The sequence below is a fragment of the Qipengyuania xiamenensis genome, assembly GCF_019711495.1.
Lineage (GTDB): Bacteria > Pseudomonadota > Alphaproteobacteria > Sphingomonadales > Sphingomonadaceae > Qipengyuania > Qipengyuania xiamenensis.
In genome coordinates, this window is the sequence record NZ_JAIGNM010000003.1 from 213457 (window position 1) to 236090 (window position 22634).

21 protein-coding genes are annotated in these 22634 nt (G+C 63.2%); 9 read left to right on the plus strand and 12 right to left on the minus strand.

Annotated features, from left to right (window positions below):
• Window positions 1–5: 5 nt before the first annotated feature.
• Window positions 6–2321 (minus strand): CDC48 family AAA ATPase, encoded by a 2316-nt coding sequence (locus tag K3165_RS12490; RefSeq protein WP_221549223.1) that lies wholly within the window; start codon window positions 2319–2321, stop codon window positions 6–8.
• A 294-nt stretch (window positions 2322–2615) separates the two neighbouring features.
• Window positions 2616–3074: a hypothetical protein gene (locus tag K3165_RS12495; RefSeq protein WP_221549224.1), complete on the minus strand. Its 459-nt coding sequence runs from the start codon at window positions 3072–3074 to the stop codon at window positions 2616–2618.
• Between the two features lie 72 nt (window positions 3075–3146).
• Between K3165_RS12495 and K3165_RS12500 the strand changes: the two genes are divergently transcribed.
• From K3165_RS12500 to K3165_RS12515, 4 genes are read left to right on the plus strand one after another with little or no spacing between them, the layout of a single operon-like run.
• Window positions 3147–3854 (plus strand): CoA transferase subunit A, encoded by a 708-nt coding sequence (locus K3165_RS12500; RefSeq protein WP_221549225.1) that lies wholly within the window; start codon window positions 3147–3149, stop codon window positions 3852–3854.
• Window positions 3851–4756 (plus strand): HAD family acid phosphatase, encoded by a 906-nt coding sequence (locus K3165_RS12505; RefSeq protein WP_221549226.1) that lies wholly within the window; start codon window positions 3851–3853, stop codon window positions 4754–4756. Before K3165_RS12500 ends, K3165_RS12505 begins: the two co-directional genes overlap by 4 nt.
• A gap of 1 nt (window position 4757) precedes the next feature.
• On the plus strand, window positions 4758–5423 hold the full coding sequence (locus tag K3165_RS12510; protein ID WP_221549227.1) for a CoA transferase subunit B: 666 nt from the start codon (window positions 4758–4760) through the stop codon (window positions 5421–5423).
• Between the two features lie 4 nt (window positions 5424–5427).
• Window positions 5428–6576 carry a CaiB/BaiF CoA transferase family protein gene (locus K3165_RS12515; protein WP_221549228.1) on the plus strand — a complete coding sequence of 383 codons (1149 nt, stop codon included), beginning with the start codon at window positions 5428–5430 and terminating at the stop codon, window positions 6574–6576.
• A gap of 3 nt (window positions 6577–6579) precedes the next feature.
• Here K3165_RS12515 and metK read toward each other — a convergent pair whose 3' ends face one another.
• The 6 genes from metK to hisS form a co-directional block, all read right to left on the minus strand.
• Window positions 6580–7818, minus strand: a complete 1239-nt coding sequence (gene metK, locus K3165_RS12520) for a methionine adenosyltransferase (protein WP_221549229.1) — start codon at window positions 7816–7818, stop codon at window positions 6580–6582.
• A gap of 33 nt (window positions 7819–7851) precedes the next feature.
• Complete coding sequence (gene lnt, locus K3165_RS12525; RefSeq protein ID WP_221549230.1) at window positions 7852–9447, minus strand: apolipoprotein N-acyltransferase; 1596 nt, start codon at window positions 9445–9447, stop codon at window positions 7852–7854.
• A gap of 61 nt (window positions 9448–9508) precedes the next feature.
• On the minus strand, window positions 9509–10174 hold the full coding sequence (locus tag K3165_RS12530; RefSeq protein ID WP_221549231.1) for a DUF4167 domain-containing protein: 666 nt from the start codon (window positions 10172–10174) through the stop codon (window positions 9509–9511).
• A gap of 239 nt (window positions 10175–10413) precedes the next feature.
• Window positions 10414–11250: a peptide chain release factor N(5)-glutamine methyltransferase gene (gene prmC / locus K3165_RS12535; protein WP_221549232.1), complete on the minus strand. Its 837-nt coding sequence runs from the start codon at window positions 11248–11250 to the stop codon at window positions 10414–10416.
• A complete protein-coding gene (gene prfA, locus K3165_RS12540; RefSeq protein ID WP_221549233.1) occupies window positions 11243–12310 on the minus strand; it encodes a peptide chain release factor 1 in 1068 nt (355 codons plus the stop codon). The genes prmC and prfA overlap by 8 nt, the downstream gene beginning before the upstream one ends.
• 2 nt (window positions 12311–12312) lie before the next feature.
• On the minus strand, window positions 12313–13548 hold the full coding sequence (gene hisS / locus K3165_RS12545) for a histidine--tRNA ligase (protein ID WP_221549234.1): 1236 nt from the start codon (window positions 13546–13548) through the stop codon (window positions 12313–12315).
• Between the two features lie 119 nt (window positions 13549–13667).
• On the opposite strand from hisS, the gene ppa reads away from it, so the two are divergent.
• Entirely contained in the window at window positions 13668–14204 is a 537-nt protein-coding gene (gene ppa, locus K3165_RS12550) for an inorganic diphosphatase (protein WP_221549235.1), read from the plus strand.
• A 42-nt stretch (window positions 14205–14246) separates the two neighbouring features.
• Here the strand turns inward: ppa and K3165_RS12555 are convergent, their stop codons facing one another.
• Genes K3165_RS12555 through K3165_RS12565 form a run of 3 tightly spaced genes read right to left on the minus strand, consistent with a single transcriptional unit; the run spans window position 14247 to window position 17421 of the window.
• A complete protein-coding gene (locus tag K3165_RS12555) occupies window positions 14247–15635 on the minus strand; it encodes a mechanosensitive ion channel family protein (RefSeq protein ID WP_221549236.1) in 1389 nt (462 codons plus the stop codon).
• Window positions 15632–16978, minus strand: coding sequence for a TldD/PmbA family protein (locus K3165_RS12560; protein WP_221549237.1), 1347 nt, complete (start codon window positions 16976–16978; stop codon window positions 15632–15634). Before K3165_RS12560 ends, K3165_RS12555 begins: the two co-directional genes overlap by 4 nt.
• Window positions 16979–17037: 59 nt before the next feature.
• Window positions 17038–17421 (minus strand): hypothetical protein, encoded by a 384-nt coding sequence (locus tag K3165_RS12565; protein WP_221549238.1) that lies wholly within the window; start codon window positions 17419–17421, stop codon window positions 17038–17040.
• A gap of 178 nt (window positions 17422–17599) precedes the next feature.
• On the opposite strand from K3165_RS12565, the gene lptB reads away from it, so the two are divergent.
• The 4 genes from lptB to K3165_RS12585 all read left to right on the plus strand — a co-directional run bounded on the left by lptB (window position 17600) and on the right by K3165_RS12585 (window position 21375).
• Window positions 17600–18385 carry an LPS export ABC transporter ATP-binding protein gene (lptB, locus tag K3165_RS12570; RefSeq protein ID WP_221549239.1) on the plus strand — a complete coding sequence of 262 codons (786 nt, stop codon included), beginning with the start codon at window positions 17600–17602 and terminating at the stop codon, window positions 18383–18385.
• Window positions 18386–18412: 27 nt separating this feature from the next.
• Window positions 18413–19867, plus strand: a complete 1455-nt coding sequence (rpoN, locus tag K3165_RS12575) for an RNA polymerase factor sigma-54 (RefSeq protein WP_221549240.1) — start codon at window positions 18413–18415, stop codon at window positions 19865–19867.
• A 145-nt stretch (window positions 19868–20012) separates the two neighbouring features.
• Window positions 20013–20708, plus strand: coding sequence for a response regulator transcription factor CtrA (ctrA, locus tag K3165_RS12580; protein WP_090477376.1), 696 nt, complete (start codon window positions 20013–20015; stop codon window positions 20706–20708).
• Between the two features lie 244 nt (window positions 20709–20952).
• A complete protein-coding gene (locus K3165_RS12585) occupies window positions 20953–21375 on the plus strand; it encodes a response regulator (RefSeq protein WP_221549241.1) in 423 nt (140 codons plus the stop codon).
• Between the two features lie 6 nt (window positions 21376–21381).
• Here K3165_RS12585 and K3165_RS12590 read toward each other — a convergent pair whose 3' ends face one another.
• Window positions 21382–22605 (minus strand): mechanosensitive ion channel family protein, encoded by a 1224-nt coding sequence (locus K3165_RS12590; protein WP_221549242.1) that lies wholly within the window; start codon window positions 22603–22605, stop codon window positions 21382–21384.
• Window positions 22606–22634: the final 29 nt, after the last annotated feature.

Sequence of the window (22634 nt, forward strand, 5' to 3'; positions counted from 1 at the left end):
GCTTTTTATGCCCCGTGCTTCGCGTCGCGGGTCGATTCCACCATGCCTTCGTGAATGAAGCCGATCGGGTGAACCTCGGCGGCGCGCTTCTTCAGTTCGCCGCGCATCTTGCGATATTCGGCTTCCATCTTGCTGGTCACCGTCGCGCGGCTGTCCTCTAGTGCTTCGGCGAAGTCGGCCGCGGTCACTTCCTGAACGTCACCGCCTGCGCGCTGCAAGGCGTTGAGACCAGCGCGGCGCACGACATCCTCGAGGTCCGCGCCAGTGTAGCGGGCGGTCTTGGCCGCCACCGCTGCGAGGCTGACATCGTCTGCCAGCGGCATGTTCTTGGTGTGGATGCCGAGGATTTGCTCGCGCCCTGGCTCGTCGGGAGTGCCGACATAGACCAGTTCGTCGAACCGTCCCGGCCGCAGCAAGGCCGGATCGACCAGCGCGGGTCGGTTCGTGGCGCCGATCACGACGACGGACTGCAATTCTTCGAGACCGTCCATTTCGGCAAGGATCGTATTCACGACCCGTCCCGTCACCTGTGGTTCGCCCTGCCCGCTTCCGCGCGCCGGTACGAGGCTGTCGATCTCGTCGATGAAGATGACGCAGGGTGCGACAGCGCGGGCGCGTTTGAACATGCGCGCGATCTGCTGCTCGCTCTCGCCATACCATTTCGACAGGAGGTCGGAGCTCTTCATCGAGATGAAGTTCGCTTTCGCCTCTTTCGCAACGGCCTTGGCCAGCAAGGTCTTGCCGGTTCCGGGAGGGCCATAGAGCAGGAAGCCCTTTGCCGGCCTGATCCCGAGCCGGTGGAAGGCATCGGGATTCTTCATCGGAAGCTCGATACCCTCTTTCAGCTTTTCGATGGCATCGCCGACGCCGCCGATATTGTCCCAGCCGACATTGGGCATCTGCACCATGACCTCGCGCATCGCGCTCGGCTGGACTCGCTTCAATGCGGAGAGGAAATCCTCACGGGTGACGCAAAGCTCGTCGAGCACTTCGGGCGGAATCGTCCGCTCGTCGAGGTCGATCTTGGGCATGATGCGGCGGACTGCGTCGATAGCCGCTTCGCGCGCGAGCGCAGCGATGTCGGCGCCGACGAAGCCATAGGTTGCCTTGGCCAGTTCGGTGAGGTCGACCTTGTCGCCGAGAGGCATGCCGCGCGTATGGATGCCGAGGATCTCGCGGCGACCCTTTTCGTCCGGAACGCCGATGACGATCTCGCGGTCGAACCGGCCCGGCCTGCGCAGTGCCTCGTCGATGGCATCAGGGCGATTGGTCGCCGCGATGACCACCAGATTGGAGCGTGCCTCGAGACCGTCCATGAGTGTGAGCAATTGTGCAACGAGGCGTTTCTCGGCCTCCCCGGGGACCCTGTCGCGTTTCGGCGCGATGGAATCGATTTCGTCGATAAAGACGATGGCGGGCGCGGACTTGCTCGCCTCTTCGAAGACTTCGCGCAGCCGTTTCTCGCTTTCGCCATATCCCGAACCCATGATCTCGGGTCCGTTGATGGTGAAGAAATTGGCATCGCTTTCATTGGCGACTGCCTGGGCAAGGCGGGTCTTGCCGGTACCCGGCGGGCCATGCAGCAGGACGCCCTTGGGCGGGTCCACCCCGAGACGCGTGAAGAGTTCCGGATAGCGCAGCGGCAGTTCGACCATCTCGCGAAGCTGCTGGATGGTGTCGTCGATACCGCCGACATCGTCATAGTTGACTACGGCGCGCGCATCGCGCGGGGCCTCGAATTCCGCGCGCAGTTCGACCTCGGTGTCCTCGTCGATATGGACGATGCCCTTTGGCGTGGTCGAGACGACGGAAAGGCGGATCTGCGTGAGCGCATAGGCGGGCGAATTGAACATGCGGCGCACTTCGGGCGGCATGTTCTGCACCGGCTGCTGGCCCGTCGTCGCGACGAGGTCACCAGCTGTCAGCGGCTTGCGGAAGAAGTTCCGCTTGAGCGCCTGCGCCGGACCCTGGAGGCGCATTTCGCGCTGTGCCGGAGCGAATACGACGCGGGTTGCAGGACGCGATTCGGCGGCAATGACATGCACATGCTCGCCCGAGCCGACCTCGGCGTTGCCGCGCTGGAGACCGTCCAGGCGGATCACGTCGAGCGACTGGTCTTCATCATATGCGGCCATGGCGATCGCCACAGTGGCACGCTTGCCGGTGATCTCGACCGTGTCACCTTCGGTAATGCCGAGCGCCTGAAAAGCGGATCGCGGCATACGGGCGATGCCCTGCCCACTTTCTTCCTGGCGTGCCGCCGCGACCTGCAGCCTTACCGTTCTCTCGTCTGCCGCCGTCGCAGTGTCAGCATCGGCCATATGGGCAAGCTCCCTCGTAGTTCTTCAATTCTCTCGCTCCCAATTGGGGGCGCATTCAGAAACTACAATGAGGGAGCGGCCCGAGAGGTCCAAGGCCAGACCGCAACAGGGCAAGAAAAAAGCCCGGCGGACGAACCACCGGGCTAGAAAAGTCTTGGGAGAGGATGCCTGAAAGGCAGGTAGACATATGCTGGTCAGGCGAAAATTGTGCAAGTGCGAAAAGAACAAGGTTTGTTGAGCCAGGCGCAACTCACTCTTGCAAGGCATTGAAATTACACAGGGCGGGTCGAAGTCTTATCTCGCTGGTGCAGCACAAGCACGGATGGCGCGGGGATTCGCCGCCGTCCCGAGCCACGCCGTATGCCGGGTCTTCTCTCCCGAGAATTCACTCGTGCAGGGGCCCGGCTCGATCGTCAGGACGAACGGCTGCTCACCCGGGACCGCGCCCTCGCTGCCGCGGAAGACATAGGAGTCTCCGTCCCTGACCCGTTCGACATCGAACACGCGGTAACGCGCGCCGGAATAGGCCTGGCTGATTGCCATTTTCGAACCGCGGTTCTCGAACTTGATGAAAGGCTCGCCGAAGTTTGCCTTGAAGTCGCCGGGCGACGCTGCGCCCGCCAAGTGATCGCTGCGATCAACTTCGGCCCTCACGATGACCGGATCGGCCTCGCGCGGTTCCGGCTGGGGTGCCGGTTCGACTTCGCAGGCGGCAAGGATCGGCAGGAATGCCAGCAATGGTATCGCGCGCATCGATCATCTCCTTGTCCGGGGGTGACTTATCATAAACTCGGCGCTAGCAGCCACGCTTGTAACGGAGGTCCGATGAACAAGCTCTTTCCCGACGCCGCTTCCGCCCTCGAAGGGCTCCTGCATGACGACATGCTCATCGCCAGCGGAGGCTTCGGCCTTTGCGGTATTCCCGAAAGATTGCTCGAGGCGATCCGCGAAAGCGGCGTGAAGGGCCTGACCTTCGCCAGCAACAATGCCGGGATCGACAACGAAGGGATCGGCATGCTGCTGCGCACGCAGCAGGTGAAGAAGATGATCTCCTCCTATGTCGGCGAGAACAAGGAGTTCGAGCGGCAGTTCCTTTCGGGCGAACTCGAAGTGGAATTCTGCCCGCAGGGTACGCTGGCCGAACGCATGCGTGCAGGCGGTGCCGGCATCCCGGGCTTCTACACCAAGACAGGCGTCGGCACGCAGGTAGCAGAAGGCAAGGAAGTGAAGAGCTTCGACGGAGAAGACTACATCCTCGAGCGCGGCATCTTTGCCGATCTCGCAATCGTGAAAGCGTGGAAGGCCGACGAGACGGGCAACCTCGTGTTCCGCAAGACCGCGCGCAATTTCAACCAGCCTGCCGCGACCTGCGGCAAGGTCTGCGTGGTCGAAGTCGAAGAGATCGTGCCGACCGGCAGCCTCGATCCGGACTGCATCCACCTGCCCGGCGTATACGTCCAGCGCATGATCGTGGGCGCACCCTACGACAAGAAGATCGAATTCGTGACGACGCGCGAAAGGGCAACCGCATGATGCGCGCCGGACTGGTTTCATGCGCCGCACTGGCTCTGGCTGCCTGCCAGACCGTACCGGCGGCGGAAGCGCCCGTAGCTTCGGCGGATGCACCCGATACCATGCAGTGGCTCTATGGCTCGGGCGAAGCTGCCGGGGCCTCGATCCAGACGTGGCGGAACATTGCCGATTACGCGATTGCCCGCTCTCGCGAGCGCCGTGTCCCGCAGTCGGTCACGATGGGTATCGACGGCGCGATTGCCCAGCCGCAGAGCTGCGCGCAGGGCGATAGCTGGAAGCCGCTCGCCGTCGTCTTCGATGTCGACGAGACGGTGATCCTCAACCAGGGATATGAATACTGGGCCACAACCTCGGGCGCCAGCTTCTCCAAGGAGACCTGGGAGAAGTGGGAAAAGACCGGCGCTAGCTATGTCCGCCCGGTCCCCGGCGCGGTGACCGGCATTCGCCGCCTGCGCGAAGCGGGCATCACTCCCGTCTTCAACACGAACCGCGAATTCAGTCCTGAAGGTGCGGCCAAAGCGATTGCCGCTGCCGGACTTGGCGAGGCGATCCACCGCGACACGCTGTTCCTGCGCGGTGATGACGGCGTGAACAGCGGCGACAAGGACGGTCGCCGCGCCATGATCGCAGAGCGTTACTGCGTCGTCGCACTCGCCGGTGACAACCTCGGCGACTTCGCCGACATCTTCAACGACGACACGCGCGCGCCGCTCGAACGCCGCGAACTGGCTGCTCGCGGCGACCTCGCGCAACTGTGGGGCAATGGCTGGTTCGTCCTGCCCAACCCCGTCTACGGCTATTCGCTTAAGGGCACCGTGGAGCAGGTGTTCCCGGAAGGCACCCGCTGGTCGCCCGAGACCGCCCCCGCCGATGCGCCCGCAATAATGAACGAAGGCAATTGAGATGACCGACACGCAAGCACGCACCGGCTGGGACCGCAACCAGATGGCCGCCCGCGCCGCTCAGGAGCTGGAAGACGGCTATTACGTCAATCTCGGCATCGGCATTCCGACGCTGGTCGCCAATCACATTCCCGAAGGCATGCATGTCACGCTGCAGAGCGAGAACGGCATGCTCGGCATCGGCCCCTTCCCCTATGAAGGCGAAGAAGACGCCGACCTGATCAATGCCGGCAAGCAGACGATCAGCGAACTGCCGCACAGCGCCTATTTCGACAGCGCGCAGAGCTTCGCGATGATCCGCGGCGGGCATATCGACCTCACCGTCCTTGGCGCGATGGAAGTGGCCGAGAACGGCGACATCGCCAATTGGATGATCCCGGGCAAGATGATCAAGGGCATGGGCGGCGCGATGGATCTCGTCGCCGGCGTGAAGAAGATCATCGTGGTGATGGACCACACCAGCAAGGCTGGCGATCCCAAGTTCATTCCCGCCTGCACCCTGCCCCTGACCGGCCAGAACGTGGTCGACATGATCATCACCAATCTGGGTGTTTTCCGTCGCAAGGATCACGAAAGCGCGTTCCAGCTTATCGAGCTGGCCCCGGGCGTGACCGAAGAGGACATCGCCGCCAGCACGACTGCGAAATACGAGGTCGCTCTCGGCTGAGACGATGGCCGACTGGCTCGACAAACCGCGCAACGAGAATAGCCCGCTCTCCGGGCTCAAGGTGCTTGAGCTTGCCCGGGTCCTTGCCGGGCCGTGGGCAGGCCAGATCCTCGCCGATCTCGGCGCGGATGTGATCAAGGTCGAAAGCCCGGAAGGCGATAATACGCGGATCTGGGGCCCGCCCTGGGTCGAGCATGGCGGCGAAAAGACCAGCGCCTACTACCACGCCTGCAATCGCGGCAAGCGCGGGATCGTGGCCGACTTTCGCGATGCTGCGGATCTCGAACGGATTGCCGAACTGGCACGCGGGGCCGACGTCGTCTTGGAAAACTTCAAGCCCGGTAGCCTCACCAAGTTCGGGCTCGACTACGAGACACTGGCGAAGGCCAATCCCGCGCTGGTCTATTGCTCGATCACCGGCTTCGGCCAGACCGGGCCGCGTCGCGACGAGCCGGGCTACGATTTCGTCATCCAGGCGATGAGCGGTTTCATGGCGCTGACCGGCGAACCCGATGGCGATCCCATGAAAATGGGCGTCTCGATCAGCGACCTGTCTACCGGCCTCTGGGCGGCCAATGCGGTACAGGCCGCCCTGCTGATGCGCTACCGCACGGGCGAGGGACAGTGGATCGACATGAGCCTGCTCGACTGCTCGGTCGGCCTGCTCGCCAACCAGGCGATGAGCTATCTTGCGACCGGCGAGAACCCGCCACGTATGGGCAATGCCCACGCGCAGGTGAGCGCCTATGGCGTCTTCCCGACCAAGGACGGCAAGGTCGTGCTCGCTCCGGCAAACGACGCGCTGTTCCGCAAGCTGCTGACGGTGCTCGAACGCACGGACCTGCTGGAAGACGAGCGCTATTCGACCAATGCGAACCGCGTCGCGAACCGAGATGAGGTCGACGCGCTGATCGCCGAAGCCACCGCGCGATGGACGCGAGACGACCTTCTCTCTGCCTGCGCCCAAGCGGCAATCCCTGCCGGCCCGATCAACGAAATCGACGAGGTTTTCGCAGATCCGCAGACGCAGGCACGGGGAATGCGGCTGGATATCGACGGAATGCCGTCGGTGCGCAGCCCCTTCGTGTTCTCCGATGCCGAACTAGCGCTCGAGACTGCCTCACCCGCCAAGGGGCAGGACGACCCCGACTAACCCTCAGCCAAGCGCGGCCTTGAGGTCGTCGACGAGGTCGGTGCGTTCCCACGGAAAATCATCGCCATCGGCCTGACGACCGAAATGGCCGTATGCAGCACTCTTGCGATAGATCGGCTTGTTGAGGCCAAGGTGCATGCGGATCCCGCGCGGGGTAAGACCACCCAGCTTTTCGATGCTGCCGATCGCATTCTCGAGCGCCTCGTCGGAAACGCCCTCGGCACAGGTGCCGTGCGTGTCGACATAGAGCGAGAGCGGCTTCGACACGCCGATCGCATAGGACAGCTGTATCGTGCAGCGCTTGGCCAGGCCTGCCGCCACGATGTTCTTCGCCAGGTACCGCGTAATATAGGCTGCCGAACGGTCGACCTTGGTCGGGTCCTTCCCGCTGAAAGCGCCGCCGCCATGAGGGGCCGCGCCGCCATAGGTATCGACGATGATCTTGCGACCGGTCAGGCCAGCGTCGCCATCGGGCCCGCCGATTTCGAAAGCGCCCGTGGGATTGATGTGCCACTCGGTTTCGTCGGTCAGCCAGCCATCGGGCAGGATCTCGCTGACGACTCCCTTCACATAGGCCTTGAGTTCGGCCTCCTTCTCACCCTCGTGATAGCCCTTGCCGTGCTGGGTCGACACGACGACCGCAGTGCAGGCCACCGGCTTGCCGTCTTCGTAACGCAGCGAGAGCTGGCTCTTGGCATCGGGTTCGAGGAAGGGCGCAGCACCGCTCTTGCGGTCGGCAGCCAGTCGCTCGAGGATCTTGTGCGAATAGTCGAGCGTCGCGGGCATGAGATCGGGCGTCTCGTCGCAGGCGAAACCGAACATGATGCCCTGGTCGCCCGCGCCCTCGTCCTTGTTGCCGCTGGCATCCACGCCCTGCGCAATTTCGCTCGACTGGCCATGAAGGTGGTTTTCGAAGGTCAGCGTCTTCCAGTGGAAGCCTTCCTGCTCGTAGCCGATTTCGCGTACGGTGCGACGCACGGCCCGCTCGATCTCGTCCTTCGCGCCAGGGGCCCAGCCACCGTTCACCGCCCACTCGGGGTTGTTCATGTCGTACATCGGCGCACAGCGGATTTCGCCCGACAGGATCACGCGCTGCGTGGTCGTCATTGTCTCGCAGGCGACGCGCGATTCGGGGTCTTTCGAAAGCATCAGGTCGACGATCGCATCGCTGATCTGGTCGGACACCTTGTCGGGATGACCCTCCGAAACGCTCTCGGAAGTGAACAGGTAATTGGTGCGCATGAAGGACCCCGACTGAAAGATATAAAGAAAGCTTTATGTGCTGCGCGACACGTAACGCTGGTGAAGGCGCATGGCAACCAGCGATCCGGCTAATAGGAGCATCCCCCAAAGGAGGGTCAGCCAGTGCCCCAACCGGGAAAACGGGGTGGGATCGCCTGCTGGCGGCACATGGGTGTCGATGCGATCTGCGCGGCCCCGCCCGATGTGATTGCGCACGATGCCATGCGCATCGATCACTGCGCTTATTCCGGTGGTGGTGGAGCGCAGGACCGGCAGACCTTCCTCGATTGCGCGCATCCGCGCCTGGGCAAGATGCTGCGGAGGACCCCACTCGCCGAACCAGCCGTCATTGGACGGGTTGAAAATGTAGTCGGGTCGCGCGTCAGGCTCGACGACCTCGCCGGAGAAGACGATCTCGTAACAGATTTGCATCCCAGCCTTGCCGTGCGGACCGAAGTCGAAGGTTTGCGGACCCGGACCCGGAATGAAGTCGATCGAGCCTGCCACAAGCCGCGACAGGCCGAGCGGTTCGAGCAGGGCCCGCATCGGAAGGTATTCGCCATAAGGCACGAGGTGGGCCTTGGAATAGCGCGGGCCGAGCGTGCCCTCGGCGTCGATGGGGGTGATGGCGTTATAGGCGCCGACAGCTCTCTCGCGGCCGTCCACCTCGCCGATTTCAAGATCGACGGTCCCGGTCAGCAAGAGGCTGCCCTCGCCGATGGTCTGCCCGATCCGGTAGCGCGCGAAGGCCGGGTCGCCGCCAGCAGTCATCTGGACGTAGTAGCGCTGCGGGTAGCCTTCACGCAGGTAATCCGGAACGCCGCTTTCGGGCCACAGGACAAGCCGCCGGCTCAAGGGACGGAGCGGCTTGCTAAGCGAGGCGATGCGCTGGAACTGTTCTTCGAACTTGGTCGGATCGTCTAGCTCTTCCTGGCGCAGGTTCGGCTGCACCAGCGTCAGCGGCAGATAGCCGCCCACCGGCTTGGGCGCCGGCCAGTACATGCCAGCGACGAGGATGGCACCGCCAATGGCCAGTCCAGCCCAGCGGCGGCTCGTGACCAGCGAGGCCAGCAGCCCGGACAAAGCGACCGCGATGCCCGAGAGCGCGTAGGTGCCCGTAAGACCAAGTACCCCTGCGACACCCGGCCGCGACCAGTCTCCCAGCAAGGCCATGGAAAACGGCCCCCAAGCATATCCGGTGAAGACCCAGCTCCGCAGCCATTCGGCCAGCACCCAGAGAGCTCCGAAAGCGAGCGCGAATGCCGGCAGGCCGTGGTTTCGCGCGATCATCCATGCCGCCAGAGCCGCAAGCGCGGGCCAGACGGCGAGGTAGAGCGACAGGAGCGGAACGGCGGCCCAGCCGAGCGCGGCCGGCATCTCGGCCTGATAAGTGAAAGCGGTGGCGATCCAGTTGTTGGTCAGCGTGAAATGCGCGACGCCGAACAACCAGCCGACAAGGAATGCGTTGCCCTTGCCCGGCTGCTTCGACACCAGCCAGACAAGCGCGCCCATCGCGGCAAGAGCCAGCGCCCAGAGGTGCAGGGGTTGGAAACCCGTGGCCGAAACGAGGCCGAGCAGCAGCGCCGTCCAGTACGGATGCCGCAACGAGAATGCGGAGATACGATCCATCGCCTCCGCCTGTTAGGGCCGCCTACGATATTGGCAAGGGAAAGCGGCGGGTGAAGCGCGATCAGCCGACCGCGCTTACATCCTCGTCTTCACCTTCCTTGCGACGACGGCGGCGCGGAGCCGGCTTGTCGTCTTCTCCGCCGATCGCCGGCGGAAGGACTGCGACGTCGATCTCGCCCTCGTTACCGGGTGCGCCTTCTTCCGACTTCTTGGCCTTGCGCGGAGCGCGGCGCTTCTTCGGAGCATCCTCTTCATCGTCGCCCTTGCGCGTGAAGGGGTTATCCGAAGGCTCGTAATCGTTGCCGTCGTCATCGGAGCCGTTGCCGCGCTGCTTGCGACCGCGGCCTTCTTTCTTCTGGCCCTGATCGTCATCGCGGCGCGAGCGCGAGCGGCGATTCTTGCGGCGATCGTCACCATCGTCGTCCGAATCGTCATCATCGTCCGACTGGTTGTTACCGCGCTCGTCATTGCGCTTGGCTTTCGCCTCTTCCTGGCGCGCCTTGTTGTCGGCGATGACGCGGAAATAGTGATCGGCGAACTGCAGGTAGTACTCGGCCTGCACGCGGTCGCCGTTGTGCTGGGCGTCCTGCGCAAGCTTCTTGTACTTGTCGAGCAGCTGGGGCGCGTTACCGCGTGCCCGGCTATCGATCCGGTTTGCCGAATTGCCGCCGCCCTGATTGCGGTTGGTGTTGCGACCGCGACGACGGTTGTTACGATTGTTGTTCAAGGAATACTCGTCCTTTTCATGGCGCGGCGCGAACCCTCGGTTCGCCTCTGGCCGCGTAATCCATCGAACATGCTGCGCCCTCTCGCAACATGTGCGCTCCTGTCTGTGCACGGTATGCAAGGCCCGAAGCCTTGCACCAGAACTGCCATGTCGGAGCTTGGAACCGGTGGGTGGGAAACAACCGCACACCACTGGCCTGTGGCCAGAGTTAAAGCCTCGAATCGGCTTTGCCAACCCCTTTATGTCAAAATCAGGGCGCGCGGCCTGTCGGCGAGGTCGCGGCGCAGCTCGACGGAGAACCCTGCAGCCTGCGCAATTTCGCTTACGCTTGCCGATTGTTCGTGTCCGATTTCGAGAATCGCGCTGCCGCCATAGGTCAGCAAATTGCGCAATTGGGGAATGATGACGCGGTAATCGTCTAGTCCTTCGGGTCCGGCGAACAGTGCGCCATGCGGCTCGAACCCGCGTACATCGGGCTCCAGCTTGGCGGATTCCTCGACATAGGGCGGGTTGCACAGGATCAGGTCGAACCGGCCCAGTTCATCCGCCCAGCCCTCCTTGTGCCAATCGAGCAGGTAGAAGCGCGTACGATCCTCCACGCCCAGCCGGTCCGCATTGTCATGCGCGACTGCAAGGGCAGCTGCGGAACGGTCGGTTCCGACGCCCTTCGCCGATGTTTCGGCCAGCACGCTCAGCAAGAGCGCGCCCGTTCCCGTGCCGAGGTCGAGCACGCGGGATGGCGCAGGATGCGACTCGAGGGCGCACGCAACGAGCAGTTCGCTATCCCCGCGCGGGATCAGCGTATCGGCGGTCACGAGGAATTCGCGGCCGTAAAACTCCTGGTGGCCGAGGATATGGGCCACCGGCTCGCAATTGGCGCGGCGGTCGACCAGCGCGGCAAAGCCTTCGGGCGCATCGTCCTGCATGGCGCGGATCAGCATGTCCGAACGCTGCATGCCGAGTGCATTGGCCATCAGCAATTCCGCATCCAGCCGCGCGGTCGGACTGGTTGCTTCGAGCCTGCCAGCAGCCGCGCGGATCGCATCGCCGACAGTGGGTGTCGTCGCCTTAGTCATTGAGCGCGGCGAGCCGCTTCGCCTCGTCCTCTGCAATCAGCGCATCGACCATTTCGCCAAGGCCCGGCCCGGCGATGATCTCGGGCAGTTTGTGCAAGGTGAGGCCGATCCGGTGGTCGGTCACGCGGCCTTGCGGGAAATTATAGGTGCGGATGCGCTCGGACCGGTCGCCGCTGCCGACCATGGCCTTGCGCGCCTCCGCCTCGGCCCCCTGCGCCTCATCGCGCATCTTCTCGTAGAGGCGCGCCCGCAGGACCTGCATCGCCTTGACGCGGTTCTTCTGCTGGCTGCGCTCGTCCTGGCAGGTCACCACGAGGCCGCTCGGCTCGTGCGTGATGCGCACGGCGCTGTCGGTCGTGTTGACGTGCTGGCCGCCCGCGCCGCTGGCGCGATAAGTGTCGATCTTGAGGTCGCCCGGAGCGAGGTCGATATCGACCTCGTCGGGCTGCGGAAGGACCGCCACCGTGGCTGCCGAGGTGTGGATGCGTCCACCGCTTTCGGTCTCGGGTACGCGCTGGACACGGTGCACGCCGCTTTCGAACTTCAGCTTGGCGAATACGCCGGTGCCGGTGACATTCGCGACGATTTCCTTGAAGCCGCCCACTTCACTGGCGTTCATGCTTACCGGCTCGACCTTCCAGCCCTGCTCCGCGGCATAGCGTTCGTACATGCGATAAAGGTCGCCCGCGAAGAGCGCTGCCTCGTCGCCGCCCGTCCCCGCACGGATTTCGAGCATGGCCGGCTTGTTGTCGGCGCTGTCACGCGGGAGCATGGCGATGGCAAGCTGGCGTTCGGCTTCGGGCAGCCGCTTGCGCAGTTCGGCAAGCTCTTCTTCCGCCATGGCCTTCATTTCCGGATCGGCCAGCATTTCCTCGAGGCTCGCAATCTCCTCGCGCGACGCCTTCACCTCGGCCGCGACCTTGGCCACCGGTTCCAGCTCCGCATAGTCGCGGCTCGCCTTGACGAATTCGTCACCCTCGAGCGTGCCCGAAGCCATCCGCGCCTCGAGCTCGGCGAAGCGATTGGCAATCTGGTCGAGGCGTTCGGCAGGAACCTGCATGCTCAGCCCAGGAGCTGTTCGATGGAGCCGCGCGCATGATCGTCCGCCTTGATGCGCACGTGCTCGGTCCCGTCGCGGATATCGAAGGCCACGATCTTCTCGGCGCCGGCTTTGACAGCCTTGTCGAAGCGCTTGCGCGGGCTGCCCGAGGCCATCAGTTCGGCCGAGTGTCCGGCGGCGCGGATCTTGCCGATCGCGGCAATCGCGCGGTCGACCAGCTCGTCGTTCTCGACGACGACGATCACGTCTGCCTTGGGCTCGCTCTTGTCGCCGACCAGCATGGCCAGGCGCTCGATGCCCGCGGCCCAGCCGACGGCAGGCGTCGCTGCCCCGCCGAGGCTTTCCATGAGGCCGTCATAGCGACCGCCGCCGAGGATAGTGCTCTGGCTACCAAGCTTGCCGGCCGCTTCACTGCCCTCGTCGGGAATGAATTCGAAGGCGGTGTGGCGATAATAGTCGAGCCCGCGCACGAGGCTTTCTGCACGCTGCCACTTCACGCCCGCCGCATCGAGACCGCTGGTGACCGCGTCGAAGAACGCACGCGCATCCTCCGAGAGAAACTGGTCGATCTTCGGCGCGTCGGCGACGAAGCGCTGGTCGCGACGATCCTTCGAATCGAGGATGCGCAGCGGGTTCTTTTCGAGCCGCCCCTGCGAATCCTCGGACAATTCATCCTTCACCGCGCGGAAGTGCTCGACCAGCGCAGCGCGCCATGCCTCGCGGCTGTCGCCGTCGCCCAGCGTGTTGAGGTGCAGCGTAACGCCGCTAATGCCGAGTTCCTTGAGGAGCTGGTCGGCCATGGCGAGCAGTTCCACATCGGCCTGCGGTTCGGCGGCACCGATGATTTCCGCGTCGATCTGGTGGAACTGGCGATAGCGGCCCTTCTGCGGGCGCTCGTAACGGAACAGCGGACCATGCGTCGCAAGCTTGACCGGGGCATGCTGCTGCCATCCGTTGGAAAGATAGGCGCGCGCGATCCCCGCAGTGAATTCCGGGCGCAGTGTCAGCGATTCGCCGCCGCGATCCTCGAAGGAATACATCTCCTTCGACACGATATCGGTCGTCTCGCCGATCGAACGGGCAAACACTTCGGTCTTCTCGAAGACCGGCATCTCTGCGCGACGGAAGCGGTAGAGCTTGCGGACGCGCTCGAAGGTCTCGACCACGAAAGCGAAGGCTTCGGCGTCGGGCCCGAAGATGTCCTGGGTGCCACGGATGGCTTGCGGTGTCTTTGGCATGGTGTGCGCGATTAGTGGCAACTGCCCCCTTCCGCAATCCTCACCCTTTCGCTAGGGCGCCCCGCGAAGTCTTTCTGGGGGGAGGGGCCGAACACACGCACAATAGCTAGAGAGCATAAATGCGCATCGACATGATCCCCGTGGGCGACAACCCGCCCGAAAGTCTCAACGTCATCATCGAAGTCCCCACCGGCGGCGAACCGGTGAAGTATGAATTCGACAAGGAATCGGGCGCGCTGTTCGTCGACCGCATCCTGCACACGCCGATGCGCTATCCGGCGAACTACGGCTTCGTACCGCATACTCTTTCGGACGATGGCGACCCGCTCGACGCGCTCGTGATCTCGCGCTCGCCCTTCATCCCGGGCTGCGTGGTGCGTGCCCGTCCGATCGGCGTGCTCAACCTCGAAGACGAGCATGGCGGCGACGAGAAGCTGATCTGCGTGCCCGTCGACACGACCTTCCCCTATTACTCCGACGTCGGTCAGACGAAGGACCTGCCTTCGATCATCTTCCAGCAGATCGAGCACTTCTTCACCCACTACAAGGACCTCGAGGCCGAGAAGTGGGTCCGCATCGGCAACTGGGGCGATGCGGACGATGCACGGCGCATCGTGCTCGAATGCATCGAGCGCTACGAGAACAGCAAGAAGTAAGACGAAGGGGCGCCACAGAGCGCCCCTTTTTTTGCGCTGCGCCTATTCGACCGGACGCGAGGAATCGAGCAGGTCCTTGTCCTGTTCTCCTCCGCTCTCGCGGCGCTCCCGCTCCACCATGTCGGCAATCTCGTTGACTGGCCGGACGTCCTCGTCGGTCTCGGTAACGGTGATCTGCTGGACGGTCTTTTTCGCTGGCGGTTTCGATTCCTGCGCGGGAGTCGCGGCCGCTCCCTGCTGGAAGGGAACACTCGCGCTGCGCGGATCGAAGCGGAGGCGGTAGATCGGTTCGGGCAGGCCGAAACCTGCGTCCTCGAGCGCTTCCTTCACTGCCGGGATCGCCTGGCTTTGCGCTTTCCACCAGTCGGTCTTTTCCTGGTCGATCCAGCCGAGGAAACGGATCACGACGTTCGAATCGCCCACTTCCATAATCCGCGCTTCGGGTGCCGGATCGTCGAGGACGAAGTCGAGGCCCGCCAAGGTATCGCGCCCAAGCTGGCGGGCGGCACGCGCATCGTCATCGGCGTCGACGCCCAGGTCGAACTCGAAGCGGCGCTGGGGATTGCGCGTGTAATTGGTGATGACCGCGCGGAAGACCTGCCCGTTGGGAATGCGCAGGTGATTTCCATCGAGCGTCATCAGCACGGTTGCCCTGCTGGTCAGGCGAATGACACGACCTTCCAGATCGTCGATCTTGACCCAGTCGTTCGCACGGAAAGGCTGGCGCAAGCTGAGCATGAGCGATGCCAGATAGTTCTCGATTGTCTCACGCAGGGCGAAGCCCAGGGCGAGACCGATGACGCCGGCCCCACCAAGCACCGCGCCCAGCAAGGCCCCTGCCCCGAGGATATCGAGCGCGACGACAAGACCGCCGACGACGAATATGAAGCGGATAGCGCTGGCGATAAGCTCGGCCAGGAAGCTGTTGGGTGCGAGCCGGTGCCACAGCGCGCCGAGCCCGGCGATCAGATAGCCGATCACGGAAATCGCCGTCCAGACGAGCAATGCCAGCCCGATGAGCGGAAGCATGTCGACGAAGCCTGCCCATTTGTCGGCAAGGTCGGCGATGCCGGTACCCTCGGCACTGATCGACAGGTCGCGCTCGAGACTGTTCTCGACTGTTACAACCCCCGAGACGCGTGAGGCGATGGCTTCGGCCCGGGCGATGTCTTCCTGTTTCGGTACGACGCCTGACAGCGACACGACGCCCTGGCTAACCTCGACCGAAACGTTCGCAAATGCTGGCAGCTCGGCGAAGATACCCTCGATACGCTCCGTAATCCGGTCGTCCGCCCCTGCATCCAGCGTGTCATCGATTTCAGGACCGGCAGCTTCGACTTCGGCAGGCGCTTCCGTAGCAGGCGCCGTAGGCAGGAGCGCTCCCGCAGGAGCGGCCATCAGGAGGGCGAAGGCTGCAAACAGTCGCTTCATTCGCCGGCTACCGTCATGCCGTCGATCCGCAGGGTCGGGACATTGACCGAGCGGTACATCTCGAGATCGTTCGCAGGAGTAAGGCCGCGGAACATGTCCGCGAGATGGCCGGCAATGGTGATTTCTGAAACGGCACCGGCAAACTCGCCGTTCCTGATCCGGAACCCGGTCGCACCGCGGCTGTAGTCGCCCGTCACCATGTTCACACCCTGCCCGTAGAGGCCGGTTACGTAGAGGCCGTCCTCGATATCTGCCATGAGTTCTTCGGGCGATACACTGCCTGCTTCGAGGTGGACATTGCTCGCGCTAACGCCGGGCGATCCGCCCGAAGCGCGTGCGGCATGGCCGGTCAGGCCGAGGCCGAGCTGGTCGGCGGACGCGACATTGGTGAGCCAGCCGGTCAGTCGGCCGCCTTCGACGATCGCCCGCGAGGTGCAGGCCACGCCTTCACCGTCGAAGGGGCGCGAACGCACGCCGCGCTTGCGCAGCGGCTCTTCGAGAATCCGGATCGAGGGGTCGAACAGTTCGTCTTCTTCGCGACCAAGCAGGAAAGTCGATTTGCGCGCGACGGCGGGCGCTCCGATCGCTCCGAGTAAATGGCCGATAAGCCCGCCGCCGATGCGGGGGTCGAACACGACCGGATACTTGCCGCTCGGCATGGAGCCGGGATTGAGTCGCGCGACGGCACGACGCCCAGCCTCTTCGCCGATTTCGGCCTCGCTGGGGAGGTCCGAGCGGAAGCGCGCACCGCGCGAGGCGTAGTCGGTCTCCATCGAACCGCCCTCGCCCGCGACCACGCTTGCCGAAAGCGTATGACCGCTGCCCGAATAGGCGCGTCCGAATCCGTTCGACGTAGCAAGCGCGACCACTGAACGGTCGAACCCTGCACTGCCGCCATTGCTGTTGGTCACACCCTCGACACTGCGCGCAGCTTCCTCGGTTGCCAGGGCTGCTTCGCGCAGGGACTGCGGCTCGGGTCGCTCGGGATCGTCGAGATCGAGATCGGGCAGATCGCCGGTAAACAGCGCTTCTGCAGGCGCGAGGCCGGCATGCTCGTCTTCGGGCGCGTGGCCTGCCATTTCAACGGCACGCTGCGCCAGTGCCTTGAGGCCTTCGGGCGCGAAATCGCTGGTGTTGATCGAAGCGGACCGCTTGCCGACGAATACGCGCAGGCCGATCTCCTCGCTTTCCGAACGCTCGACCTCCTCCAGCTTGCCGAGGCGCATCGACACGCTTTCCGAGGAGTTGGCGCGCGCTATCGCATCCGCGGCATCAGCACCCATTTGCTGCGCCAGCGCGACGAGGTCCTGACAATGCGCCAGTGCTGTCTTGCTATCGATCATATCTTACTGAAACTCCGAAACCCGATTGCGGGTCCGGGTAGGTACGCTTCGACCGTTGCTCAAGCGATCGCTGCAAAAATCGCCTTGGCTATGCCCGTCAACACGAAGGGCAGGCCGATGGCAATGAGCCAGAGCATGATCTGGTCGCGGCGGAAAGCGCCGGAAAGCGCCTCGTCATGAGCCACGTGTTCGGGAAGATTGACCCAGCGACGTTCGAACCAGCGGCAGGCAGGAATGATCGCGGCGACGAGGAAGACGAGCGCGAAATACGGAAGTGTCGAGGAGACCCCCTGCTTGATCGCGTTCACGGTCACGAAGATCTGGAGCCCGGTATAGACGATCAGCGCGAGTGCGACATTGTCACTCATCGCCTTGCGCCAGTCATGCAGGTGGCCGCTGTTGCCGTCACCGTCCTTATGCGTGTTGTCGATCGCCTCACCCATCGATCTACTCCCCGTGTTTCTCTCCAGATGGGCAACCTTTCAAAAATGCGGGCTTCTGGCAAGCAAAGAGGCGACTCATGCGCGGATTCATGTCGTCCATGCACGAATCCTGCCAAGTTGATCGAATTCATGGGTCTCGGGGGTTTTCCTGAATGTCCGGCATGCTATGGCGCTGGCCATGGCTGAAGATCTCCTGAGCGCGGACAACGAAGCTGTCCATGATGCAGCACCCCCCATCCCGCAGGGTGGGCTCGAGGTAATCTCCATCGCCAAGAGCTACGACAAGCGGCAGGTCCTCACCGATATCTCGCTGACCGTGGGCAAGGGCGAAGTGCTCGGCCTGCTCGGCCCGAACGGCGCCGGAAAGACGACCTGTTTCTATTCGATCATGGGTCTCGTCCGCCCGGATTCGGGCCGTATCCTGATGGACGGCGAGGACGTGACAAAGCTGCCGATGTATCGCCGCGCGATCCTCGGCCTCGGCTACCTGCCGCAGGAAACCAGCATTTTCCGCGGCATGACGGTCGAGCAGAACATCAATTGCGTGCTCGAAATGGTCGAACCCAACGCCGAGACGCGTGCTGCCGAGCTGGACCGCCTGCTCGACGAATTCGGCCTGACCCGGCTGCGTGAAAGCCCAGCCATGGCCTTATCGGGTGGTGAGCGTCGCCGTGCGGAAATCGCCCGCGCGCTGGCGGCGAAGCCTTCGATCATGTTGCTGGACGAGCCTTTTGCCGGGATCGACCCGCTTTCGATCAGCGACATCCGCGATCTCGTGAAGGACCTCAAGACGCGCGGCATCGGCGTGCTGATCACCGACCACAACGTCCGCGAGACGCTCGAGATCGTCGACCGCGCATGCATCATCTATGGCGGACAGGTGCTGTTCGCCGGAACGCCCGAGGCATTGGTCGCCGACGAAAACGTCAAGCGACTCTACCTCGGCGAAAACTTCACGCTGTGATGACGGCGCGCGCCTGGAGTTGAAGGCATGGCGCTTGGTCCGAGGCTAGACCTACGGCAGACCCAGTCGCTGGTGATGACGCCGCAGTTGCAGCAGGCGATCAAGCTGCTTGCGCTGTCGAACCTCGAAATCGAGACTTTCGTATCCGAAGCGCTCGAGAGCAATCCGCTGCTCGAAGTGGGCGAGGTGACCCGCGAGAAGGGCGAGGATACTAGTGACGCTCCGGCAGGGGAGCACGAGGCCACGCCCGATTTCGACGGCGACAGCGCGCTCGACATCGCCAATTACGCGCAGGATACCGAAGCTGCACCCGGCGACCGCGGGGACTGGTCGGAAACTGCCAGCGCGGGCCCGTCGGGAGAGGCACTTCCCGACCTCGAAAACCGGTCGAATGACAGTATCAGCCTGGCGGAACACCTGACCGCCCAGATCGGCTCGCTTTCCTACAACCCCCAGGAAGCGCTGATCGCGACGCGCATCATTCACGAGCTCGACGAGGCGGGTTACCTGTACACCTCCTTGCGCGACCTTGCCGACGAACTCGGCGCCCCGCTGGTAGAGGTGGAGGATGCGCTCGAGCTGGTCCAGTCGCTCGATCCGACCGGCGTTGGCGCGCGAAACCTTGGCGAATGCCTAGCCCTGCAGGCGAAGGAGGCCAATCGCTTCGATCCCTGCATGCAGCGGCTGATCGAGAACCTCGACCTCTTGGCATCGGGCGATATCGCCCGCTTGCGCCGCCTGTGCGAAGTCGATGAAAAGGACTTCGCCGACATGCTGGCCGAACTGCGCAGCTACGATCCCAAGCCCGGTTGCCGATATGGAGGCGAGGCAGAGGCGGCGATCGTACCCGACGTGCTGGTGACGCCCGGTGAAGGCGGCGGCTGGCAAATCCGGATCAACGAGGCCAGCCTCCCGCGCCTCGTCGTGAACCGCGAATATTACGTCGAGCTGGAAGCAGGCGCGCGCGACAAGGCCTCGCGCGCGTGGCTCAACGAACAGCTGGGCGAGGCCGACTGGCTGATCCGCGCCCTCGACCAGCGGCAGAAGACCATCCTCAAGACGGCGAGCGAGATCGTGACCCTGCAGGAAGGCTTTTTCCGCGAAGGCGTTTCGGCGATGCGCCCGCTGACCCTGCGCGAGGTCGCGGAGCGAATCGACATGCACGAATCCACCGTCAGCCGCGTGACGAGTAACAAATACCTCTCCTGTCCGCGCGGCACCTTCGAGATGAAGTATTTCTTCTCCAGCGGAGTTGCGGCTGCCGACGGAGAAGGCGCCAGCAGCGAGGCAATCAAGGCGCGCATCAGGGCGCTGTGCGACGCAGAGGACCCGAAGAAAGTCCTGTCCGACCAGAAACTTGCCGACATGCTCAATGAAGAGGGCTTCAATCTCGCGCGGCGCACCGTGGCGAAATATCGCGAGGCGATCGGCATCGGTTCGAGCGCACAGCGCCGCCGCGAGAAGAAGCTTCGCAACATTTGATAAGGCGACTGGTGCACCCCCGTCACAGTCGAAAAAGTTAACGGCTTTTACCTCACGTTAACCTTTTCCATTCACACCCATATTGGTTAACGAAGGACATCGCCCCTCATCGGGGCCGGGGAAACAGGGCTAGGGGGACTAACCCATGCGTGTACTGCTGATCGAAGACGAGCCGACAACCGCCAAGGCGATCGAGCTCATGCTCACTACCGAAGGCTTCAACGTCTACTCGACCGATCTTGGCGAAGAAGGCCTCGATCTGGGCAAGCTGTATGATTACGATATCATCCTGCTCGACCTCAACCTGCCGGACATGCACGGCTATGACGTGCTCAAGAAGCTCCGCGTCGCCAAGGTGCAGACGCCGGTTCTCATCCTCTCGGGCATTGCCGAGATGGACAGCAAGATCCGCAGCTTCGGTTTCGGCGCCGACGATTACGTCACCAAGCCGTTCCACCGCGAAGAACTGATCGCCCGCATCCACGCCGTGGTGCGCCGTTCGAAGGGCCACAGCCAGTCGATCATCCGCACCGGCAAGCTCGCTGTGAACCTCGACGCGAAGACCGTCGAAGTCGACGGCGCCCGCGTCCACCTGACCGGCAAGGAATATGCGATGCTGGAGCTGCTTTCGCTCCGTAAGGGCACCACGCTGACCAAGGAAATGTTCCTGAACCACCTTTATGGCGGCATGGACGAACCAGAACTCAAGATCATCGACGTCTTCATCTGCAAGCTGCGCAAGAAGCTCAGCCATGCATGCGGCGGCGAGAACTACATCGAAACCGTCTGGGGCCGGGGATACGTTCTTCGCGATCCGAACGAAGAGGCCGAAGCCGCCTAAGAACAAAGTCGCTTTTCGCGACGGGAGGAGGCCCCGGTCACCTAATTGGGTGCCGGGGCTTTACCTTTGAATATGAACAGATCGCCGATTTTCTGTTTATTGGGAACGACTTGTGCTAAGGGTTGTTACGTAATTTAGCTATGTGATTTGCATCACTAAGCGTTTCTATCAGGGGGAGTTTTAGTCGAGCGCAAGGGGGCTGCGCATGCGACGCATTTGCCGGATACCGGCGGAGGATTTCGCAATGCCAGCACTTGGACAACCGAAGGTAGCAATCGTCGAGGACGACGAAATCCTTGCCTTCATGCTCGATGAAACCTGCAAATCTGCCGGATGCCAGGTTGTCGGCCGCGCGGCCAACGCCCGCGACGCGCTGCGGCTCCTGCGCGATGCCCCGCCCGATTTCCTGATTCTCGATTTCGCACTCGACGGGGACCATGACGGCCTCGAAGTGCTCGAAGCCGTCAAAAAGGCCAGCCCCGACATGTTCACCATCCTCGTGACCGGATGGGACCTCAACGATATCGCCGCGCGCCTGGACGGGATCGAGCCCGATCGCATCCTGCGCAAGCCGGTGATGCCGCATGTCCTCACCAGCCTCATCGAAACCAGCTTTGCCGCAAAGCAGGACCGCCGCGATGAAGCCGGGCCGGTCACCACGCACTAAGGCGATCTAGTCGCGCGAATTGCCTTTCAGCCCGCTCGCGAGGTCCAGCCCGCTCGGCTCCTGGAAGATGCGCAGGCCGAACTGCGGCAGGATCGCGAGCATGTGGTCGAAGATGTCCGCCTGGATCGCCTCGTATTCGCCCCAGTCCACAGTATCCGTGAAGCAGTAGATTTCCAGCGGCAGGCCTTGCGGGCCCGGCGGAAGCTGGCGGACGAGCAAGGTAAAGCCCTCGCCCGCAATCCGCGGATGGCTCTTCAGATAAGCGATCACATAGGCGCGTAGCGTGCCGATATTGGTAATTCGCCGCGCGTTGATCTCGTCGATGCCGCTTGCCAGCTCGTGCCGGTTCCATTCGGCGATCTCTTCTTCCTTGCGGGCAAGGTAGCCATCGAGGAGCTTGAAGCGCTTGAGACCGGCAAGCTGGTCCTCGTCCAGGAACCGGACGGAATTCTGGTCGATCACGAGGCTGCGCTTGATCCGCCGCCCGCCGCTTTCGCTCATCCCGCGCCAGTTCCTGTAGCTGTCCGAGATAAGCCGATGCGTGGGGATCGTCGTGATGGTCTTGTCGAAGTTCTGAACCTTCACCGTGTGCAGCGCGATATCGATCACGTCGCCGTCGGCACTCATGCTCGGCATCTCGATCCAGTCACCTACGCGCAACATGTCGTTGCTGGTCAGCTGCACGCTTGCGACGAGGCTGAGGATCGTGTCCTTGAAGACGAGCAGCAGGACCGCTGCCATGGCGCCGAGGCCCGACAAAAGTAGCAGGGGCGATTGTTCGATCAGCACCGCGATCATCAGGATCGCCGCGCCGCAGAAAATCGCGATCTTCAGGACCTGCACATAACCCTTGATCGGTCGGCTGCGTGCCTCGGGCCTGCGCGCGTAGAGTTCGTTGGCGTAGTTGAGCGCCCAGTTGATCCCCATCGCCACCGAAAACACGATGAAAGCCTCCGCGACGTTCACCGTCACGGTTACGACCTCTTCGGGCATGTTCGGCACCGCCTGGATACCGCGCGATACGATCAGGAGCGGAATGACTGTCGCCAGCCACGCGGCCGCCTTGTCCGCCGTCAGACTGCGGGTATCGAGATAGGGTGCGGCCATGCGCAGCAGCACGCGCTTGATGATCCAGTTCACCAGCAGCGCGATCAGCGCGAGCCCCGTCAGGGCAATCAGCGATTGCAGCCAGAGCGCGAGTTCGAAATAGTCTTTGAGCAAGTCGTCCATATGTCTGCGGCGCCTAGCGAAAGGCGCCT

What these genes read in the sequence shown, in the direction of transcription:
- K3165_RS12490 (WP_221549223.1), bottom strand. Translation starts at nt 2,321, where the DNA reads ATGGCCGATGCTGACACTGCGACGGCGGCAGACGAGAGAACGGTAAGG.
- K3165_RS12495 (WP_221549224.1), bottom strand. Translation starts at nt 3,074, where the DNA reads ATGCGCGCGATACCATTGCTGGCATTCCTGCCGATCCTTGCCGCCTGC.
- K3165_RS12500 (WP_221549225.1), top strand. Translation starts at nt 3,147, where the DNA reads ATGAACAAGCTCTTTCCCGACGCCGCTTCCGCCCTCGAAGGGCTCCTG.
- K3165_RS12505 (WP_221549226.1), top strand. Translation starts at nt 3,851, where the DNA reads ATGATGCGCGCCGGACTGGTTTCATGCGCCGCACTGGCTCTGGCTGCC.
- K3165_RS12510 (WP_221549227.1), top strand. Translation starts at nt 4,758, where the DNA reads ATGACCGACACGCAAGCACGCACCGGCTGGGACCGCAACCAGATGGCC.
- K3165_RS12515 (WP_221549228.1), top strand. Translation starts at nt 5,428, where the DNA reads ATGGCCGACTGGCTCGACAAACCGCGCAACGAGAATAGCCCGCTCTCC.
- metK (WP_221549229.1), bottom strand. Translation starts at nt 7,818, where the DNA reads ATGCGCACCAATTACCTGTTCACTTCCGAGAGCGTTTCGGAGGGTCAT.
- lnt (WP_221549230.1), bottom strand. Translation starts at nt 9,447, where the DNA reads ATGGATCGTATCTCCGCATTCTCGTTGCGGCATCCGTACTGGACGGCG.
- prmC (WP_221549232.1), bottom strand. Translation starts at nt 11,250, where the DNA reads ATGACTAAGGCGACGACACCCACTGTCGGCGATGCGATCCGCGCGGCT.
- prfA (WP_221549233.1), bottom strand. Translation starts at nt 12,310, where the DNA reads ATGCAGGTTCCTGCCGAACGCCTCGACCAGATTGCCAATCGCTTCGCC.
- hisS (WP_221549234.1), bottom strand. Translation starts at nt 13,548, where the DNA reads ATGCCAAAGACACCGCAAGCCATCCGTGGCACCCAGGACATCTTCGGG.
- ppa (WP_221549235.1), top strand. Translation starts at nt 13,668, where the DNA reads ATGCGCATCGACATGATCCCCGTGGGCGACAACCCGCCCGAAAGTCTC.
- K3165_RS12555 (WP_221549236.1), bottom strand. Translation starts at nt 15,635, where the DNA reads ATGAAGCGACTGTTTGCAGCCTTCGCCCTCCTGATGGCCGCTCCTGCG.
- K3165_RS12560 (WP_221549237.1), bottom strand. Translation starts at nt 16,978, where the DNA reads ATGATCGATAGCAAGACAGCACTGGCGCATTGTCAGGACCTCGTCGCG.
- K3165_RS12565 (WP_221549238.1), bottom strand. Translation starts at nt 17,421, where the DNA reads ATGGGTGAGGCGATCGACAACACGCATAAGGACGGTGACGGCAACAGC.
- lptB (WP_221549239.1), top strand. Translation starts at nt 17,600, where the DNA reads ATGGCTGAAGATCTCCTGAGCGCGGACAACGAAGCTGTCCATGATGCA.
- rpoN (WP_221549240.1), top strand. Translation starts at nt 18,413, where the DNA reads ATGGCGCTTGGTCCGAGGCTAGACCTACGGCAGACCCAGTCGCTGGTG.
- ctrA (WP_090477376.1), top strand. Translation starts at nt 20,013, where the DNA reads ATGCGTGTACTGCTGATCGAAGACGAGCCGACAACCGCCAAGGCGATC.
- K3165_RS12585 (WP_221549241.1), top strand. Translation starts at nt 20,953, where the DNA reads ATGCCAGCACTTGGACAACCGAAGGTAGCAATCGTCGAGGACGACGAA.
- K3165_RS12590 (WP_221549242.1), bottom strand. Translation starts at nt 22,605, where the DNA reads ATGGACGACTTGCTCAAAGACTATTTCGAACTCGCGCTCTGGCTGCAA.